18 protein-coding genes are annotated in these 17,571 nt (G+C 74.0%); 5 read left to right on the top strand and 13 right to left on the bottom strand.

The genetic code is table 11. From position 1 onward, the window contains the following. Positions 1 to 19 precede the first annotated feature (19 nt). Genes K0V08_RS12020 through K0V08_RS12010 form a run of 3 tightly spaced genes read right to left on the bottom strand, consistent with a single transcriptional unit; the run spans position 20 to position 3,294 of the window. On the bottom strand, positions 20 to 1,342 hold the full coding sequence (locus K0V08_RS12020) for an ABC transporter substrate-binding protein (RefSeq protein WP_011931416.1): 1,323 nt from the start codon (positions 1,340 to 1,342) through the stop codon (positions 20 to 22). Between the two features lie 54 nt (positions 1,343 to 1,396). After that, on the bottom strand, positions 1,397 to 2,209 hold the full coding sequence (locus K0V08_RS12015; RefSeq protein WP_011931415.1) for a hypothetical protein: 813 nt from the start codon (positions 2,207 to 2,209) through the stop codon (positions 1,397 to 1,399). Next, entirely contained in the window at positions 2,206 to 3,294 is a 1,089-nt protein-coding gene (locus K0V08_RS12010; protein WP_011931414.1) for a Gfo/Idh/MocA family protein, read from the bottom strand. Before K0V08_RS12010 ends, K0V08_RS12015 begins: the two co-directional genes overlap by 4 nt. Positions 3,295 to 3,405: 111 nt before the next feature. Between K0V08_RS12010 and K0V08_RS12005 the strand changes: the two genes are divergently transcribed. Both K0V08_RS12005 and K0V08_RS12000 read left to right on the top strand, forming a co-directional pair. After that, a complete protein-coding gene (locus K0V08_RS12005) occupies positions 3,406 to 4,155 on the top strand; it encodes a TetR/AcrR family transcriptional regulator (RefSeq protein ID WP_079530929.1) in 750 nt (249 codons plus the stop codon). Positions 4,156 to 4,165: 10 nt separating this feature from the next. Further along, entirely contained in the window at positions 4,166 to 4,561 is a 396-nt protein-coding gene (locus K0V08_RS12000) for a hypothetical protein (protein WP_128516961.1), read from the top strand. Here K0V08_RS12000 and K0V08_RS11995 read toward each other — a convergent pair. From K0V08_RS11995 to K0V08_RS11980, 4 genes are all read right to left on the bottom strand, one after another. Further along, positions 4,558 to 4,965 (bottom strand): hypothetical protein, encoded by a 408-nt coding sequence (locus K0V08_RS11995; RefSeq protein WP_228510799.1) that lies wholly within the window; start codon positions 4,963 to 4,965, stop codon positions 4,558 to 4,560. The genes K0V08_RS12000 and K0V08_RS11995 overlap by 4 nt on opposite strands. Continuing rightward, positions 4,962 to 5,546, bottom strand: a complete 585-nt coding sequence (locus tag K0V08_RS11990) for a TetR/AcrR family transcriptional regulator (RefSeq protein ID WP_079530925.1) — start codon at positions 5,544 to 5,546, stop codon at positions 4,962 to 4,964. The genes K0V08_RS11995 and K0V08_RS11990 overlap by 4 nt, the downstream gene beginning before the upstream one ends. Beyond that, entirely contained in the window at positions 5,539 to 6,393 is an 855-nt protein-coding gene (locus K0V08_RS11985; protein ID WP_079530922.1) for an alpha/beta fold hydrolase, read from the bottom strand. The genes K0V08_RS11990 and K0V08_RS11985 overlap by 8 nt, the downstream gene beginning before the upstream one ends. 94 nt (positions 6,394 to 6,487) lie before the next feature. Then, on the bottom strand, positions 6,488 to 8,026 hold the full coding sequence (locus tag K0V08_RS11980; protein WP_172401801.1) for a DHA2 family efflux MFS transporter permease subunit: 1,539 nt from the start codon (positions 8,024 to 8,026) through the stop codon (positions 6,488 to 6,490). 143 nt (positions 8,027 to 8,169) lie between these two features. Between K0V08_RS11980 and K0V08_RS11975 the strand changes: the two genes are divergently transcribed. Then, positions 8,170 to 8,826: a TetR/AcrR family transcriptional regulator gene (locus K0V08_RS11975; RefSeq protein ID WP_011931407.1), complete on the top strand. Its 657-nt coding sequence runs from the start codon at positions 8,170 to 8,172 to the stop codon at positions 8,824 to 8,826. Positions 8,827 to 8,855: 29 nt separating this feature from the next. On the opposite strand, the gene K0V08_RS11970 is transcribed toward K0V08_RS11975, so the two are convergent. The 4 genes from K0V08_RS11970 to K0V08_RS11955 all read right to left on the bottom strand — a co-directional run bounded on the left by K0V08_RS11970 (position 8,856) and on the right by K0V08_RS11955 (position 13,931). Then, on the bottom strand, positions 8,856 to 10,163 hold the full coding sequence (locus tag K0V08_RS11970; protein ID WP_079530919.1) for an LLM class flavin-dependent oxidoreductase: 1,308 nt from the start codon (positions 10,161 to 10,163) through the stop codon (positions 8,856 to 8,858). Between the two features lie 2 nt (positions 10,164 to 10,165). After that, positions 10,166 to 11,434 (bottom strand): O-acetylhomoserine aminocarboxypropyltransferase/cysteine synthase family protein, encoded by a 1,269-nt coding sequence (locus K0V08_RS11965; protein WP_079533578.1) that lies wholly within the window; start codon positions 11,432 to 11,434, stop codon positions 10,166 to 10,168. A gap of 95 nt (positions 11,435 to 11,529) precedes the next feature. Next, positions 11,530 to 12,717 carry a cobalamin-independent methionine synthase II family protein gene (locus K0V08_RS11960; protein ID WP_079530917.1) on the bottom strand — a complete coding sequence of 396 codons (1,188 nt, stop codon included), beginning with the start codon at positions 12,715 to 12,717 and terminating at the stop codon, positions 11,530 to 11,532. Next, the gene (locus tag K0V08_RS11955) at positions 12,714 to 13,931 is read right to left on the bottom strand and encodes a MalY/PatB family protein (protein ID WP_169716119.1); all 1,218 of its coding nucleotides are present in this window, start codon (positions 13,929 to 13,931) and stop codon (positions 12,714 to 12,716) included. Before K0V08_RS11955 ends, K0V08_RS11960 begins: the two co-directional genes overlap by 4 nt. Positions 13,932 to 14,128: 197 nt before the next feature. Here K0V08_RS11955 and K0V08_RS11950 point away from each other — a divergent pair, with 197 nt between their 5' ends. Together K0V08_RS11950 and K0V08_RS11945 are read left to right on the top strand one after the other, a co-directional pair. Then, the gene (locus K0V08_RS11950) at positions 14,129 to 14,305 is read left to right on the top strand and encodes a hypothetical protein (RefSeq protein ID WP_153259499.1); all 177 of its coding nucleotides are present in this window, start codon (positions 14,129 to 14,131) and stop codon (positions 14,303 to 14,305) included. An 88-nt stretch (positions 14,306 to 14,393) separates the two neighbouring features. Next, positions 14,394 to 15,734, top strand: coding sequence for a nucleotide disphospho-sugar-binding domain-containing protein (locus K0V08_RS11945; RefSeq protein ID WP_079530912.1), 1,341 nt, complete (start codon positions 14,394 to 14,396; stop codon positions 15,732 to 15,734). A gap of 26 nt (positions 15,735 to 15,760) precedes the next feature. Here the strand turns inward: K0V08_RS11945 and K0V08_RS11940 are convergent, their stop codons facing one another. Together K0V08_RS11940 and K0V08_RS11935 are read right to left on the bottom strand one after the other, a co-directional pair. Beyond that, the gene (locus K0V08_RS11940) at positions 15,761 to 16,108 is read right to left on the bottom strand and encodes a hypothetical protein (RefSeq protein ID WP_011931400.1); all 348 of its coding nucleotides are present in this window, start codon (positions 16,106 to 16,108) and stop codon (positions 15,761 to 15,763) included. Between the two features lie 83 nt (positions 16,109 to 16,191). Beyond that, complete coding sequence (locus tag K0V08_RS11935) at positions 16,192 to 17,571, bottom strand: NAD-dependent succinate-semialdehyde dehydrogenase (protein WP_011931399.1); 1,380 nt, start codon at positions 17,569 to 17,571, stop codon at positions 16,192 to 16,194.

The following is a 17,571-nucleotide window of genomic DNA, read 5'->3' as shown; positions in this document are numbered from 1 at the left end:
ACGACGCGGATCACGCGGATCACGCGCCGGCCTCCAGCTCCTTCTGCAGCGTCTCGAGGGCGGCCTTCGCCGTGACGGTGCCGGCGAGGACCGCCTGCGTGAACGAGATGGTCGGCTGCGTGCCGTCGACCTTGGTCACGTTCTGGAACACCGTGTTCGAGCCCGGAGCACCCCAGGTCTTCGAGATGGGCTGCCAGTCGTTGAGGATCTTCGTGGTGTTCGGGTCATCCGCGTACGCCTCGTCGGCGATGGACTTCAGCGGCGGCAGGCCGATGCCCGTCTGCTTCGTCCAGAGCGACTTCATGTTCTGGTAGTAGTACGTGAGGAACGCCTCGCTGTTCTCCTGGCTGGGCGTCGACTTGTACATCATGATGTTGTTCGGGAAGTAGAGCGCGCCCTTCTCGCCGCCGGGGCCCACGAGCGGGTCGCCCACCACCATCTGCGCCGCCGTCTCGGGCGTCACGTTCGCCGTGGCTCCCGCGCCGTCCCAGAACATGCCGAACGTGCCCGCGTCCATCTGCTGGTACGCGTTGTCGGAGGTGTAGGTGGCGCTGCGGGGATCCACGTAGCCGTTCTTCACCATGCCGAGCACCCACTCGACGGCCTCGATGTTCTTGTCCGTCACGACGTCCGGGTTCTGGTCGCCGTCGAAGAGACCGCCGCCGTTGTTGATCATGTGGGCGACGATCTGGTGGAAGCCGGTGAAGGCGCCCGCGCCCGAGCGGGTGCCGTAGCCGTAGACGCCGATCTTCTTGAGGGCGGCGCACGCGGCCTCGTAGGAGTCCCAGTCGGTCGGCACGTCGGCGCCGGCCTTCTCGAGCAGGTCCTTGCGGTACCAGTACATGCGCATGTCGAGGTTGTACGGGACGGCCGCGTAGCCGTTGGCCGTCTTCAGGGTGTCGACGAGGCCGGGGAGGAAGTCGTCGTAGATCCCGTTGCCCTTCCACGTCTCGATGAGGTCGTCGGCGTACGCGATCTTGCCCTGCGACTCGAAGAGGAACGCCGTCGTCCCACCGCCCGAGCTCACGGCCGGGCCGTTGTTGGCGGCGACCGCGGTCGAGAAGGTCTGCGTGAAGTTGGCCCACTGGACCTGCTGGTAGCTGACCTTGCCGAACCCGCTCGCGGGCTTGTACGCGGCGGAGATCACCTTGTCCTCCGTGAGGAAGGCGGGCGCTCCCCAGGGCATGTTCCAGAACTTGAGGTCGCCGGCGGCGCCGCTCGCGCCTCCGCCGCCGCCGCTGCATGCGGCGAGGAGGCCGACCGCCGCGGCGCCGACGCCCGCGCTCAGGAGGGATCGTCGGGTGAGGCCGTTGCCGAAGGCGCTGGATGACTGCTGTGGCATTTCTGACTCCGTTGTCCGGTGGTGCTGTGTGTGGTGGAAGGGAAGGGGCTGGGTCTAGGGGCGCGCGTCGGCGGCGAGCGCGGGCGCGGCGGCGAGGAGCGAGCGGAGGTCGGCGACGTCGTCGGGCACCTGTCGGCCGTGGGCGCCGTCGCGGGCGAGGCGCATCGCGGTGCGGTGGCCGGACTCGAAGACGACCGGGAGGTCCTCGCGGCCGGCGGCGTCCGTGACGCTCGCGCGCCCCGGTGCTGCCGTGCCGGGCGCGGGGAGGGCGACGTGCGCGGCGCGGTCGCCGACGACGAGCCGGAAGGTCGCGCACGCGTGGGCGTGCGCCGTGACGACCGCGCTCACGATCACGTGGACGCCCGAGGCGGTCTGGCCCGAGAGCATGAGGTGGTCGGGGGTCCGGGCGAGCGGCGCCAGCTCGGTGAGCGGGGATCCGACGAGCACCTGCGCGGTCAGGGCCAGCGCGCGGGCTGCGCCGGCGAGGTCGTCGGTCGACGCGACCGTCGCGCGCGCCTCGAACAGGGCGCCGGGGGCGGCGAGGCGGTGGATCCGCGGGGCGACCCGGCGCACGGCCTCGTCGTGCCGCCACGGCACGTCGAGCACCACGGGGACGCCCGCCGCGGCGAGGTCGGCGAGCTCGGGGTCGGAGGCGGGACCTGGGTCGAGCACGAGGAGGGCGCGGGCGCCGGATCGGGCGGCTGCCGTCGCGCGGCCGGCCCAGCCCGCGCCGCCGGCGACCACGACCACGTCTCCCGCGTCGTCGGTGCGGCGGAAGGACTCGGGCAGGGAGGCGAGGGTCGCGACGGCCGCGTGCGCGTGGGTCGCCGATCCGCCGCCGTCGATGCGGAGGGTGAGGGCGGTCATGCCGCGACCTCCGTCCGGGGTGCGTCCACGCCCGTCGCTGTGGGGACGGCGCCGCCCGACCGGATGATCGCCGCGCTCTGCTCCGCGATGTCCGTAGCCAGGTCGAGGTCGGCGAGCTGCGCCTCCATCGGCACCGCCCCGGCCCGGCCCGTGATCACGTCGTGCACGTGCTCCCACTCGCCGACGTAGCCGTTGTCCGGGTAGGGGCCCCAGCCGGTGGTGCCGCGGGTGTCCGTGAGGGTGGCGGTGCTGGATCCGGCGTGCACGTAGGAGAGCGAGAAGTCGACGTGGAGGGAGCGGTCGCGCGCGACGGCGTCGAGCGTCCACTCGGGATCCCACGATGCGCCGCCGATGCCGTGGATCTCGAGCACGCTCTCGCCCACCATCGCGACGATCTCGTAGCCCCACGGCCGGAGGGCGCGCGCGCTGAGCACGCGCGGGCGGGCATCGGGCAGGAGGCGGCGCGCGAGCGGGAGGTCGTGGATCGCGAGGCCGAGCACGCCGCCGGTGACCGCGAGCGCCTGCGCCTCGACGTCCGGCTCGCCCGCGACGCGGGGTGCGGGGCGGCCGACGATCTCGGTGGCGGAGTCCTCGGAGTCGGGGTTCGGCGGGATGACGGCCGAGATGCGGACGGTGTGCGGCGCGCGGCCGGAGGCGTCCCAGGCGTCGACCGCGGCGATCCACGCGGGGTCGAAGGCGTGCATGGTGCCGACGATCACGGGCACGCCGTGCTCGGCGGACGCGCGGGCGATGGCCCGGCCCTCCTCCGCGGAGACGGCGAGCGGCTTCTCGCAGAGCACGGCGCGCTTGCCGGCGCGGCACGAGGCGATCACCTGCTCGGCATGGAAGCGGTTCGGGCTGCCGATGACGACGACGTCCACGGCCGGATCCTGGATGAGCGCGTCCGCGTCGGTCGAGTGCCGGGCACCGGCCCGGGCGGCGACCCGCTCGGCGACGTCCGCGTCGACGTCCATCACGTGGACGACCCGGAACCGGTCCGCCATGCGCGCCAGGGTCGGCAGGTGGATGGCCTGCCCGACCGGCCCGGCCCCGACAAGGCCCACACCGAACACCTCTTCGCCCACGACGCCCTCGTCCCTAGCAATGATCACCGCGGAACGAATACTGACGCTTCGTTTACGGTTGAGTCACTGTACGTCCGGGTCCATGGACGCACAAGAGGGAGGATCTGCATCGTGACCGAGTCGAGGAGCGCCGCCCCGCGACGCCGCGCATCCTCGGTCACGACGGAAAACTTTCCGCATGCTGGTGCGGATGCGGGCACGGATCCGGGCCCGGGCGAGCCCCCGGGATCGACGGCTCGCGGCCTCTACTCCACGGGCGTCCGCCGGCGCGCGGAGATCGTCGCGGCGGCCGTCCGCGTGTTCGGCGTCCGCGGCTACGGTGCCGCGACCATCAAGGAGATCGCCGACGAGGTGGGCGTCTCGCCCGCGGCCGTGCTCCGCTACTTCCGCAAGGAGGAGCTCCTCACGGAGGTGCTGCGGCAGTGGGACCGGCAGCAGCCGTTCGTCTCCGAGGCCGCCCCGGGCCTGCCCGCGCTCCGCGCCTTCGTCGACCTGATGCGATACCACGTGGAGCACCGCGGCTTCCTCGAGCTGTACCTGACCTTCGCGACCGAGACCAGCGACGCCACGCATCCGGCGCACGAGTACATGCGCGGCCGGTATGCGCGCACGATCGCGCAGATCCGCCGCCGCATCGGCGAGGCCGTCGCCCTCGGGCAGGTGCCGCCCATGGACGACGCGACGCTCGCCTACGAGTCCGCGTGCTTCCTGGCGATCCTCGACGGGCTCGAGATCCAGTGGATCCACAACCCGAGCCTCGACCTGCCGGCCCTCGTCGGCGAGTACGTGGAGCAGTCGATCGCGCGCTGGCGCGGGGGCACCCGGGCCGCGGTCGCGCCGGGCTCGGCGAGCTGGGGCTGAGGTGGGCGACGTGCGCCGCCGCGATCCCGAGCGCGGGCCGCGGATCGTCCGGATCCTCTGGATCGCGGGCTTCGGCATCGGCACCACCACCCACGTCCTCGACATCGTGATCGGCGGGGCGGACGTCTACGCCGGCTTCCCGCTCGCGCTCCGCGCCTTCTGGCTGTCGCTCACGGTGCTGGATCCGCTCGTCATCGCCCTGCTGGCCCGACGGCGCCGCACCGGGGTCGCGCTCGGCATGGCCGTGATCGTCGCCGACATCGCGGTCAACTGGACGGTGTTCGCGACGATCGGCGGCCTCTCGGGGTGGGGCGTGGTGGACCAGACCCTGTTCGCGATCCTCGTGCTGACCACGGCGCCGACGCTGCTCCGGTGGTGGCGACGCCCGGAGGCCGCGGCGCGCTAGCGACGCCGCGTCAGCGCCCGCCAGCGCGGCTGCTCGGTGACCACCACCGCGAGGCACAGCGCCGTCACGGCCACGGCGATCCACGTCGGCCAGATCGCCCACGCCGCCAGCGACGCCGCGACCAGCTGCAGCAGCACGAGCAGGATCGTCACGATGCCGGGCGCCGCGACCGGGCCGTCGCCGCCGGGCCGGTCGCCGGGGGTGCTGAAGACCGCGGGGAGGCCGATCAGCAGGACGACCGCGCAGACGGCCAGCGGGATCGAGTGCGGCCACAGCGCCCATGGGGTCGCGACCCACGCGATCAGCTCGGCGAGGAACCGCAGGCCGCCGGCGAGAGGGTCGTGCCCGGGCGGCCGTGTGCCGGGCCGCGCCGCCGTCCGCGTCCCTGGTCGCACGCCGCTCACGACGCGCGCCCGCCGCCGGCCGTCGCCCGGAGGCCGCCGTCGAGGAACGCGACGATCCAGCCGAAGCTCACGTCGATGTCGGTCGCCATCTGGAAGTCGTCGGCGACCTCCAGGGTCGCGAAGCCGTGCAGCACGCTCCGCAGCATCCGCAGCGCGTGGATCCGGTCGGCCTCGTCGAGCCGGTACCCGTGCAGCACGGCGGACAGGGCGTCGAGGGCGCGCTCGCGGGCCGGGTCCAGCGGATCCCCGTCGCCCGTCGACCGCGCTCCGACCGTCGCGGCGTAGCGCCCCGGGTGCGAGGTCACGTAGTCGCGCAGGGCGTGCGCCGCGCCGGTCAGCGCCTCCTCGCCGGATCGACCCTGCGTGGCGTCACGCATCGCGTCGCCCGCCTCGGCGGTGGCGAGGACGGCGATCCGGTGCTGGAGGTCCGCGAGGGAGGCGACGTGCTTGTAGAGCGACGGCGTCTTGACGCCGAGCCGCTCGGCGACCGCGCCCATGCTGAGGCCCGCGAGGCCGATCTCGTCGGCGAGCGCGGCGCCCGCCTCGGTGACCGTCGCGGCGTCGAGCCCGGCCCTAGGCACGGGCGCCCGGGGTCGTCGCGGCGAGCGTGCGGCCGAGGAACGGCAGGAGCAGGGCCAGCACCCGGTCCGGCGTCTCGGTGTGCGGGTAGTGCCCGGCGCCGTCGATGACCGCGAGCTCGCCGAGGCCGTCGGGCAGGTCAGCGAGGATCCGCTCGCCCTCGGCCCGCGGGTCGGCCCAGTCGGGATCCGCGCCGCCCTCGACCACGAGCACGGGGCACCGGACGTCGGCGAGCCGCGCGCCCGCGTCCGCCGGGGTCGTCTTCGCCATCGCCCGCAGCACGGCCATGCGCTCTGGTCGCTCGAGGCTCGTGCGGATGCGGGCGCTCTCGGCGGCCCAGTCGGCGGGCTTGGTGGGGAACGCGAGGTCGAGGTACTTCATCCAGCCGGCGAGGCTGCCGGCGAGGAGCACGCGGGCGAGCTGCACGGTGGCCGCCCTGTGGGCCTTGGCACGGAGGAGACCGCCGATGTCCGCCGACTGCGCGCGGGTGAACGGCGCGAGCTCGACGACGCCGGTGATGACGTCGGGGGCGTCGGCCGCCGCGATGGTCGCCGCGCCGCCGCTGATCGACTGGCCGACGACGACGGCCGGGCCGCCGAGGTGCCGGACGAGGGCGACGAGGTCGCCCGCGATGTCGGTGCGGCTGTAGCCGGTCCAGCCGGTGCTCGACTCCCCGCAGCCGCGGACGTCGACGTTCGCCACCCGGTAGCCGGCGGCCACGAGCCCCGGCACGAGGAAGCGGTAGGAGCGGCGGCTGTCGCCCATGCCGTGCGCGAGCACGACGAGCGGGCCGTCGCCGCTCAGGTCGTAGGCGAGGGTCTCCGCGCCGATCTTCAGGGTCTCGCTCATCGTGTCCTCCCGGGCAGCTAATCGTCTTAGCTACAAGCTAACACGCTTAGCCGCTCGGGGGAAGACCGTCGTCGGACCCGCCCCGACTCCCGACTCAGTGGGCCGCGACGCCCTCCGGGACGGGCTCGGTGGGGCGGCGCACGAAGAACGACGCCACGATCGCGGCCAGCGAGATGAAGCCGCCGATCATGAAGGCCGCCTGCACGCCGGCCGCGGTGGCCGTGACCTCCGACTGGCCGTCGGCGAGGCCCGCGACCGTCGTGGTCGTGAGCACCGTGACGAAGAGCGCGGTGCCCGCGGCGCCCGCGAGCTGCTGCATCGTGGAGACCGTCGCGCTGCCGTGCGAGTAGAGGCGCGGCGGCAGGGATCCGAGCGCCGAGGTGAGCAGCGGCGTGAACATGAACGCCAGCCCGGCGTTGAGCACCAGGTGCACCGCGATGACCCAGCCGATGGACGTGCCCTCGTGCAGCATCGTGGTCATGCCCCAGAGGGCGATGCTCACGATGATGGCGCCGGGGATCACGAGCGGGCGCGGCCCGACGCGGTCGAAGAGGCGGCCGACGATGGGCGACAGGATCGCCATGAGCGCGCCGCCCGGGAGCAGCAGCAGGCCGGTCTCGAGCGTGCCGAGCTCGAGCACGTTCTGCAGGTAGAGCGGCAGGACGATGAGGCTGCCGAACAGCGCCATCATGCTGACGCTCACCATGATGATCGCGACCACGAACGGGCGGCTGCGGAAGGTGCGCAGGTCCATGAGGGCGCGGTCCTGGCGCTGCAGCGCGATCTGGCGGGTGATGAAGGCGGCGAGCGCGAGCACGCCGACCGTGATGGGGATCCACAGCGGCAGCGGCGCGTCGCCCTCGGCCGACTCGCCGAGGCTCGACAGGCCGAAGATCAGGCCGCCGAACGCGAGCGTCGAGAGCACGACGGAGAGGATGTCGAACGGCAGCTTCCGCGGGGTCGTGAGGTTCGTGATCTTCCAGAGGCCGAGCGTGAGCGCCACGAGCGCGATGGGCAGCACGATCCAGAACATCCAGCGCCACGACAGCGAGCTGAGGATGAGGCCGGAGACCGTCGGGCCGATCGCCGGGGCGACCGCGATGACGATGGAGATGACGCCCATGAGGCGGCCGCGGCGCGCGGCGGGCACCAGGTTGAGCACGGTCGTGAACAGCAGCGGCATCATGATCGCCGTGCCGCTGGCCTGCACGATGCGGCCCACGAGCAGGATGCCGAAGCCGGGCGCGATGGCGGCGATGAGCGTGCCGATCGAGAACAGCGTCATGGCGGCGCCGAACACCTGGCGCGTGGAGAAGCGCTGCAGGATGAAGCCGGTCGCGGGGATCACGACGGCCATCGTGAGCATGAAGCCGGTGGTGAGCCACTGCGCGGTGGCGGTGGTGATGTCGAGGTCGGCCATGAGGCTCGGCAGCGCGACGCTCATGATCGTCTCGTTGAGGATCACGACGAAGGCCGCGACCACGAGCAGGCCGATGACGAGCGGGGCGCCGTGCGGCAGGCGCTCGTCCTCGGGCGCGACGGCGCGGTCGGACGCGGCGCGGGCCGCGGCGGGCAGGGTCTCGTCGCGCGAGGTGGCGTCGCGCCGGGTGTCGGCGGTGGGCGGCGTGGTCATGGGGTGTCTCCGGGGAGTGGATGGCGGGGCGCACGCGACGCTGCGGAGCGGGGACGATCCGGATGTCAGACTCGGACCATGTGGCAGTCTATGACACGAACGGCGGATCCGGCAGGTCGGATCCGCGGGAGGCGGAGGACGACATGAGCGCAGCGAGCGACCCGGCGGACGCGGCCGGCACCGGCGCGACCGGCCTCCGCGAGCGGCGGCGCATGGCGACGACCACCGAGATCAGCGAGGCGGCCCTCGCGCTCTTCGAGCAGCGCGGCATGGCGGCCACCACCATCCACGACATCGCGCAGGCCGCTGGCGTCTCCGACCGCACGTGCTTCCGCTACTTCCCGAGCAAGGAGGAGTCGGTCCTCACGCTGCACCCCGTGTTCGACGCGCCGCTCGACGCCTGGCTCGCCGACGTCGACCGTGGATCCGCGCCGCTCCCCCAGCTCGAGGCCGTGTACGAGCGCGTGCTCGCGAGCCTCGACGGCGACCTCTCCGCCATCGCCCACCAGCAGCTGCGCGTGCGGCGGCTCATGGCCGACGAGCCGCAGCTGCGGTCGACCGCGGTCTCGATCGACGCGACGCGCTCGTGGGAGCTGGCCGAGCGGATCACGACGGCGTTCGGCGGCCGCATCACGGCGCAGGAGGCGCGGCTCGTGACGGAGCTCGCGGGCGTCGCGGTGCGCGCGGCCTTCGACGAGTGGGCGGATGCGCGCACGGCCGGCCTCGACGCGACGCTGGTCGCGTCGTTCGCGGCGGTGCGCCGCCGGCTGCGCGACATCGCGGGCACCGGCGCGGCCTGAGGAGCGGGCCCCGGGCGCGCGGGCGCCGCTCAGTCGAACAGGTTCGCTCGCAGGCCGCCCGGCGCCAGCTCGTCGCGGAGGATCCCGCGGCGGCGGAGCACGGGCACCAGGTCGTCGAGCATGCGGTGCAGCGTGACCGGGTGCAGGTCGCCCGAGAGGAGCAGGCCGTCGTTGTCGGCGTCGTCGCCCAGCTCCTCGACGAAGTCGGCGAACGCCTCGGCCGTGCCCACGAACCCGGCCCGCTCGGACACGAGGCCCTTGCGCGCCTTCCGCGTCAGCAGCTCGCGCAGCGGCGCATCCTCGGTGCCGCCGTAGAGGCCCGCGATGGTGCCGTGCGAGACGTGCTCGCCGAAGACGCCGCGGTCCACCGGTCGGTCGAGGTCGAGGCCCGTGAGGTCGGTCTCCAGGTCGCTGGACCAGCCGAGCGCGATCGCCCGCAGCTGCGCGTCGGTCGGGTGGCGCGACGCGTCGACGACGCGGCGGGCCTCCTCCTCGCTCGGCACGATGTCGGGCTTCACGACGAACAGGATCCGGATGTCGCCCGGCCCGCGACCGTGCGCGGCCGCCGCGTCGAGCACCTTCGCGCGGTACGCCAGCAGCTTCGCGGGCTCGAGCGGCGCGAGGCCGAGCTGCACGTCGGACTGCGTGCCGGCGAAGGACAGGCCGCGGGGGGATCCGCCGGGCGAGACGATCACGGGGTCGCCGAACGCGGAGGGCACGGCGTTGAGCGGCCCGTCGACGGAGAAGTGGGCGCCGCGATGCTGGAACGCGTCGAGCAGGGATCCGTCGGCGAAGCGGTCGGTGGCCGGATCCTCGACGAGCGCGCCGCCGTCCCAGCTGTGCCAGAGGCGGCGGACCACCTCCATCCACTCGTCGGCGCGGTCGTACGCGCCGTCGTGCGGGAGCGGCGCGAGGCCCACATGCCGGGCGCTGCCGACGTCGGTGACCAGGTTGATCCCGAACCGGCCGGCGCTCAGGTGCTGCAGCGTCTGCGCCTGCCGGGCCGCGAGGTACGGCGGAGTGATCCCGGCGTTGACCGTCGGCACCAGGCCGATGCGCGAGGTCGCCGCGAAGAGCCACGGCGCGAGCAGCAGCGGGTCGTGCTTGGGGCCGCCGTACGCGCCGCGGACCCGCAGGTCGAGCGTCTCGGGCGAGCCGAGGGAGACGGCGTCCTCCATCACGATGAGCTCGAACCCCGCCTGCTCCAGCTCGCGCGCGGACTGCTGGTAGAGCTCGGGCCGGGTCCAGTCGTGGTTCCACTCGCGGTACGGGTGGCCCCAGCCCTGCGGGCCGAAGCCGCGGGACAGGAACCAGCCGAGGTGCTGGCGGCGGGCCACCGTCAGGATCCGATCGCGCGTGCGGCGGCGAGGCCGCGCTCGAGGTCGCGCAGGATGTCGGCGATGTCCTCGATGCCGATGGACACGCGCAGGAGCCCCGGCCAGATGCCCGCGGCGTCGCGCTCCTCGGGCGTGCGGCCGGCGTGCGTGGTGGACGCCGGGTGCAGCACGAGCGAGCGCACGTCGCCGAGGTGGGTCATGCGGCTGAACAGCCGCACCGCGTCGGTGAACGCCTCGGCAGCCGGCTCGCCGCCCGCGAGCGTGAACGAGAACACGGATCCCTGGCCGTCGGGCAGGTACGTGAGCGCCAGGTCGTGCGACGGGCTCGACTCGAGCCCCGCGTAGTCGACCGACGACACCTCGGGCCGCGCCTCCAGGAAGCGCGCAACCGCGAGCGCGTTGGCCGAGTGGCGCTCGACGCGCAGCGACAGCGTCTCGATCCCCTGCCGCAGCAGGAACGAGCTGAAGGGCGCGGGCGTCGGGCCGAAGCGGGAGGCCACGATCTCCCGCGCGTACGCGGCGAGCGCGCCGCGGCCGAAGCGGTCGGCCCAGCTCGCGCCGCCGAACGAGCGCTCGGGCTGGTTCAGGTGCGGGAAGAGGTCGGGACGGGCGGCCCAGTCGAAGGATCCGCCGTCCACCACCACGCCGCCGAGCACCGAGCCGTGGCCCGCGAGGAACTTGCTCGTCGAGTGCACGACGACGTCGGCGCCGTGCTCGATCGGCCGCAGCAGGTACGGGGTCGCGAGCGTGTCGTCGACCACGAACGGCAGGCCGTGGCGGTGGGCGACGTCGGCGATCCCGGCGAGGTCGAGCAGGTCGTTCTTGGGGTTCGGGATGGGCTCGCCGAACAGCACGCGCGTCTCCGGGGTGATGCGGCGGGCCCACTCGTCGAGGTCGCGGTGGTCGTCCACGAAGTCGACGCCGATGCCGAGCCGGCCGAGGTTCTGGCGGAAGAGGCCGCGGTTGCCCTCGTAGATGCTGCTCGAGGAGAGGATCCGGTCGCCGGCCTGCAGGATCGCCAGCAGCGCCGTGGTGGTCGCCGCCTGGCCGCTCGCGAGGAGGATCGCCTCGGTGCCGCCCTCGAGCTCGGCGAGGCGTCGCTCGACCTCGTCGGTGGTCGGGTTGCCGTTGCGCGTGTAGAGGTAGCCCTCGTCGACCCCGGCGAACCGGTCGCGGGCCTCGGCGAAGCTGTCGAAGACGAAGCCGGCGCTGAGGTGCACGGGCGAGACGCGGGCGCCGTGGTCGCCGTCGATCGCGGATCCGGCGTGCACCTGGCGCGTGGTGAAGCCGGCGGTCGCCGGGGCCGCGGCGCCCGACCCTGAGGCGGAGGCGACCGGCGCGGCGGCGCGGATCCCGTCGAGCACGCTCACGCGCCGAACGCCCGACGCGAGGCGATGGCCGCGCCCTCGACGAGCGCCCCGAGCTTCGCCCACGCCACGTCGGTGGCGACGAACTCGTAGCTCGCGAAGGTCGAGAGGCCGCAGTCGGTGCCGGCGATCACGCGGGTCGGGTCGCCCACGGCGTGGACGACCTCGAGGATCCGGTTGGCGATCACCTGCGGGTGCTCCAGGTAGTTGGTGGTCACGTCCACGACGCCCGGGATGAGCACCGCGCCCTCCGGCAGCGGGTGGGCGCGGAACGACGGCGCCTCGTGCTGGTGCGCGGGGTTGCCGAGCGGGATGCTGAACGCGCCCACGTCCGCCCGGTACAGGTGCGGGAGCAGCACGTCGACGGGCACGTCGTCCTGGTGCGGGCCCTGCCAGTTGCCCCAGCACACGTGCAGGCGCACCCTCTCGCGCGGGATGTCGCGGATCGCGTGGTTGAGCGCGTCCACGTGCAGGTCGACCGCCGCGAGGAACTCCTCGAGCGTGGCGTCACCGAACTGGATCACCCGCTCCATCGCGAGGTCGGGCGCGTCGAGCTGCAGCGTGTGGCCGCGCGCGACGATGGCGTCGTACTCGAGCTTGAGCTGGTCGGCGAGCGCGAAGACGTAGGCGCGGTCGTCGCCGTAGTGCGGGTTCGCGGCGTCGAGCAGCAGGGTCGTCGAGACGATCCCGGGGGTCGCCGCGGAGAAGAACGTGCCGGCGGGCGCGAGGCCGCGGCCGGCCTGCACGGCGAGCTCGCGGTCGAAGCCGTCGAGGTCCTCCGTGATCCCGGCGAGCGCGGGGTCGTACTCGAGGAGGCCCTGGGCGACCGGCGGATCCCAGACCCGCGCCACGTCCGCGCCCTCCACGATCTGCTTCGCCTGGAACGCGGCGTACTCGGGGAACTTGATCGAGTCGAGCGTGGGCTTCCGGTGACCGGCGCCGCCGAACCCGTCGATCCGCTCGAGCACGTAGGTCGAGAAGCCGACGCGCGGCACCTCGCCGTCGTTCACGATGTCGAGGCCGGTCTCGAGCTGTCGGCGCACGGTGTCGGCGACGGCCGACGCGGTGACGTCCGCCAGCTCGCCCGCGTCGAACGCGCGCCGCTGGTCGCGGGCGACGAGCAGCCGGGTCAGCTCGGGCGTGCGCGGGAGGCTGCCGGCGTGCGTGGTCAGGATGCGGTCGGTCATGCGGGTGCTCCTCGGTGGATGACGGCGGGGGTCGGGACGCGGGCGGGGATGCGGGCGGATGCGGCGGATCCGACGGCCGCCGCGATCCGCCGCACGGCCTCCCGCAGCACGTCGGGATCGCAGGCGAGGTTGAGGCGCGCGTGGCCGGCGCCCCCGGTGCCGTAGCAGTGGCCGGCGTTGAGGGCGACTCGAGCCCGCTCGAGCAGCACCGCGGCGGGATCGGCGCCGAGGCCGAGCGGGCGGAGGTCGAGCCAGGCGAGGTAGCCGGCTGAGGGGCGGTGGTGGACGACGCCGGGCAGGTGCTCGGCGAGGAGGGAGGCGAGGAGCTGGTCGTTCGCGACGATTCGGGCGATGGCATCGTCGAGCCAGTCGGTACAGGAGAACGCGACTCGGTTCGCGTGCAGCCCGAGGATGCTCGTGCGACAGGCCACCTCCTCGACGAGGCCGTCGAGGAGCTCGTGGGTGCGCGGATCCCCCGCGATGACGAGCGAGCACTTGGCGCCCGCGAGGTTCCAGCCCTTGCTCGCCGAGGTGACGCACACGGAGCTGGCGCCGAGCGACTCGGCCAGCGGCGCGAACGGCGTGAAGGTCGCGCCCGGGAGTGTGAGCGGCGCGTGCACCTCGTCGCTGATCACGAGCACGTCGTGGCGGGCGGCCAGCCGGGCGACGGCCGCGAGGGTCGAGGCGTCGTGGACGAGCCCCGTCGGGTTGTGCGGGTTGCAGAGGAGGAACGCGTCGACCCCGGACGCGAACGCGCGCTCGAGCCCCGCGAGGTCGAGGGACGCGCGGCCGTCCGCGACGAGCAGCGGCACCTCCTCGACGCGCGCGCCCGCCTCCTCCACCAGCTCGAAGAACGGCGGGTACACGGGCGGCGTGACGACCACGCGGCCGCCGCGCGGCACGGCGAGCCGCAGCGTCTCGACGATGCCCACGCTCACGTCGGTGGCGATGCGCACGCGGCGCTCATCGACGACCCAGCCCCAGCGCTCGCGGGCGAACCGGGCGAAGGCGGGCGCGAGCGGGCCGGGCCCGTCGAGGTAGCCGACGTCGGACGCGCGCACGCGGCGCACCAGCTCCTCGACGACGGGCTCGGCGATCGCGTAGTCCATCTCGGCCACGAACAGGGGCAGCACGTCCGCGGGGAACCGCGTCCACTTGATGCTCGTGCGCTGGCCGCGGATCTGCTCGATCGGCGCCGTCGTGACCTCCACCATGGCGGCCATGGTGCCGCCCGCGGGGCAGCGGCCGCCAGCGCGCGCGTCACACGCCGACACGCGCCGCCGCCGGCGCCGCCTCCCGGTCACGCCGCGGTGCGCTTCGTGTGGACAGATCCGCTGACCTCCAGGGACCGCTCGCTACCGTGCACCACCTGGCCGCGGTCTCCCCGCGCACCCGATCGAGGAGTCCGAGCATGCGTCATCCCCTGCACCGCGGGCTGCCCCTCGTCTGCGCAGCTGCCGCCCTCGGCGCCGGGTGCGTGGCCGCCCTCGTCGTCGGCACGTCCCTCGTGTCGGGCACGGTCGGGCTGCAGCGGCTCCTGCTCGCGGATCCGACCGAGCCCGAGCCCGTGCTCGCCGCCTGCACCTGAGCCGCGGTCCCGCCCACCTCCACCTGCCCCGCCACGCCCCGGTGACGTGCCCGACCGGCGCGCGCCGCCTTCGAACGGAAGCCCCGACATGCCCTCCTACCTGCTCTGCGCCCCGCCCATCTACGGCCACGTGGCGCCGCTCGTCGCCGTCGGACGTGGCCTCGTCGCCCGAGGGGCCGACGTCACCCTGCTGACGGGCGCGAAGTACCGCGAGGCGGTCGCCGACGCCGGGCTCGCCTTCGCGCCCCTGCCGGCCGACGTCGACTTCGACGACGCGCAGCTCGACGGCCGGCTCGCCGAGGCCAGGGCCGCGCGCGGCGTCGCGGCGATCCGCAAGGGGATGATCGCCATGTTCGTGCGGGTGATCCCCGGGCAGCACCGCGCCATGCGCGCGCTCCTGGACGAGGGCCGGTGCGACGCGGTGCTCGTCGAGTCGGCCTTCACCGGGATCGCGCCCTACCTGTCCCTGCCGCGGGCCGACCGCCTCCCCGTGCTGGGCATCGCGACCACGCCCGTGACGCTCACGAGCGTCGACGCGGCGCCGTTCGGCCCGGCCCTCCCGCCCGGCCGCGGGCCGCTCGGCCACCTCCGCGACCGGGCGCTGACGGCGGCGATCCGCCCGGGGCTCACGCGCCCGCTCCGTCGCGCGGTGGACGCCGTGCTGGCCGAGATCGGCGCCCCGCTCTCCGAGACGGACACCTTCGACTACCCCTACCTCTCCTACGACGGCCTCTTCCAGCTGAGCGTCGCCGACCTCGAGTACCCGCGCCGCGAGCTGCCCGACACGGTGCGCTTCGTGGGGCCGCTGCGGGCGGCCCCGGGCAGCGCGGACGATGCGACGCTGCCGGACTGGTGGCCCGAGCTGGTCGGCGACCGCCCGGTCGTGCACGTCACCCAGGGCACCATCGACAACACCGACCTCGGCCGGCTCGTCGCCCCGACGCTGCGCGCCCTCGCGGACGAGGACGTGCTCGTCATCGCCTCCACGGGCGGGCCCCCGGTCGAGGAGGTGGAGCGCGCGCTCGGCGGCCCGCTTCCCGCGAACGCGCGCGTGGCGGAGTTCCTCCCCCACGACCTGCTCCTGCCGCATTGCAGCGCGGTCGTCACCAACGGCGGCTTCGGCGGCGTGCAGCGGATGCTGGCGAACGGCGTGCCGCTGGTGGTCGCGGGATCCACGGAGGACAAGCCCGAGGTCGCGGCCCGCGTCGCCTGGGCCGGGTGCGGCAGGGACCTGCGGACGGGCACGCCGCGGCCGGAGGCCATCCGCCGTGCCGTGCGCGACGTCCTGACCACGCCGTCCTACCGCGCGCGGAGCCGGGAGCTCGCCGCGACGATCGCCGCGCTCCCGGATCCGCTGGACGTCATCGCGGCCGGGTTGGACGCAGCGGTGTCCGCGCGGCGGGGTCGGTCAGCGACGCACGACGCCTGACTGGGCCGGCTCCGCCGCCAGTGCGGTCAGTACTGCGAGAGCGCGAAGAGGATCCCGCCGATCACGAGCACGACGGCCGCGGAGGCGAGCAGCCCGAGGGAGGCCACCGCGATGCCGCCCCCGATGAGGCGCGGCCGCTCCGCGGGGTGCCGCCGAGCGTCGCCGATCCCCCGCCGGACGCCCACGACGCCGATCACGAACGTCGCGATCGACGCCGCCGAGAACGGGAACACCCCTATCAGGAGCTGCGGCTGGAGGCCCCAGTACGCGGCCACGATCGACGCGACGACGCCCACGGGCCCGATGAGGCTGAGCCAGCCGAGCCGCCAGGCGCGGGATCGCGGGCGGAGGGCGGTGTCCGGCGGATCCGTCATGGGTGAAGGGTATTCGCCGACCGCACCTCACGGACGACTGCGCGCCCCCGTCACGGCCCCCGCGCCGCTGCCCGGCACGCGCCTCACGCGATGCGGATCAGCTTCCGGTTCGCGAACTCATCGACCGCGTGGCGGCCGAGCTCGCGGCCCGAACCCGAGCGCTTCACGCCGCCGAAGGGCAGCTCGGCCGCGTCGCCGAGCACGAGGTTGACCCAGACCATGCCCGCGTCGATGCCGTCGGCGACCCGCAGCGCCTGCTCCGGATCCGTCGTGTAGACGTACGAACCGAGGCCGAAGGGGGTGTCGTTGGCGAGCTCGACCGCCTCCTCCTCCGACGCGACGCGGTAGAGCGCGGCGACGGGCCCGAAGAACTCCTCGCGGTAGGCGTCCATCTCGGGCGTCACGTCGGCGAGCACCGCGGGCGGGAAGAGGTTGCCGTCCGGCTCGCCGCTCGCGAGCACGGTCGCGCCCTGATCCACCGCGCGGGCCAGCTGCTCCGTGAGCCGCTCGGTCGCGGCGCGCGAGGAGAGCGGGCCGAGCAGGGTGCCGTCGGCCATCGGATCCGCGGGCTGGGCGGCCGTGAGCTGCTCCGTGAAGCGCGCGGCGAAGTCGTCGTAGAGGTGGTCGATCACGAGGAAGCGCTTGGCGCCGTTGCAGGACTGGCCGTTGTTGTCGAGTCGCGCGTTGACGGCGTCGGTGACGGCCGCGTCGAGGTCGTCGGTCGACAGCAGGATGAAGGGGTCGGATCCGCCGAGCTCGAGCACGACCTTCTTGAGGTGCCGGCCGGCGATCTCCGCGACGGCGGCGCCCGCCCGCTCGGATCCCGTGACGGAGACGCCCTGCACGCGCGGGTCCGCGATCACGCCCTCGATCTGCGCGTTCGACGCGAGCACGCTCACGTAGACGCCCGCGTCGGCGCCCAGCTCGGCGGCCGCGTCGCGGTACATGCGCTGGATCGCCTCCGCCGACTCCGGGCACTGCGGCGCGTGCTTGAGCAGGATCGCGTTGCCGGTCACGATCGCGGGAGCGGCGAACCGGGCGACCTGGTAGTACGGGAAGTTCCACGGCATGATCCCCAGCAGCACGCCGAGGCCGGAGCGGCGCACGAACGCGGATCCGGTGCCGTCGGCGAGCTCGATGGCCTCGTCGGCGAGGAACTCCTCGGCGTTCCGGGCGTAGTAGGCGTGGATGTCGGCGGCGAAGTCGACCTCGCCGAGCGCCTGGTCGAGCGGCTTGCCCATCTCGCGCACGATGATCCGGGCCAGCTCGTCGCGCCGCTCCACGTGCAGCTCGGCGACGCGCGCGACGAGGGCGGCGCGCTCGGCGATCGAGGTGCGGCGCGACCAGCCGCGGTACGCGCCCTCGGCGGCGGCGATGGCCTCCTGCAGCTCCTGGTCGGTGATCTCGGGATGCTCGGCGACGGTCCCGCCGGTGGTCGGATCGGTGACGGCGTAGCTGCTCAT

Origin of the sequence: Clavibacter michiganensis (assembly GCF_021216655.1) — a bacterium.
Taxonomy (GTDB): Bacteria; Actinomycetota; Actinomycetes; order Actinomycetales; family Microbacteriaceae; genus Clavibacter; species Clavibacter michiganensis.
Note: the sequence above shows the minus strand (reverse complement) of the source record. Positions and strands in the feature narration are given on the sequence as shown.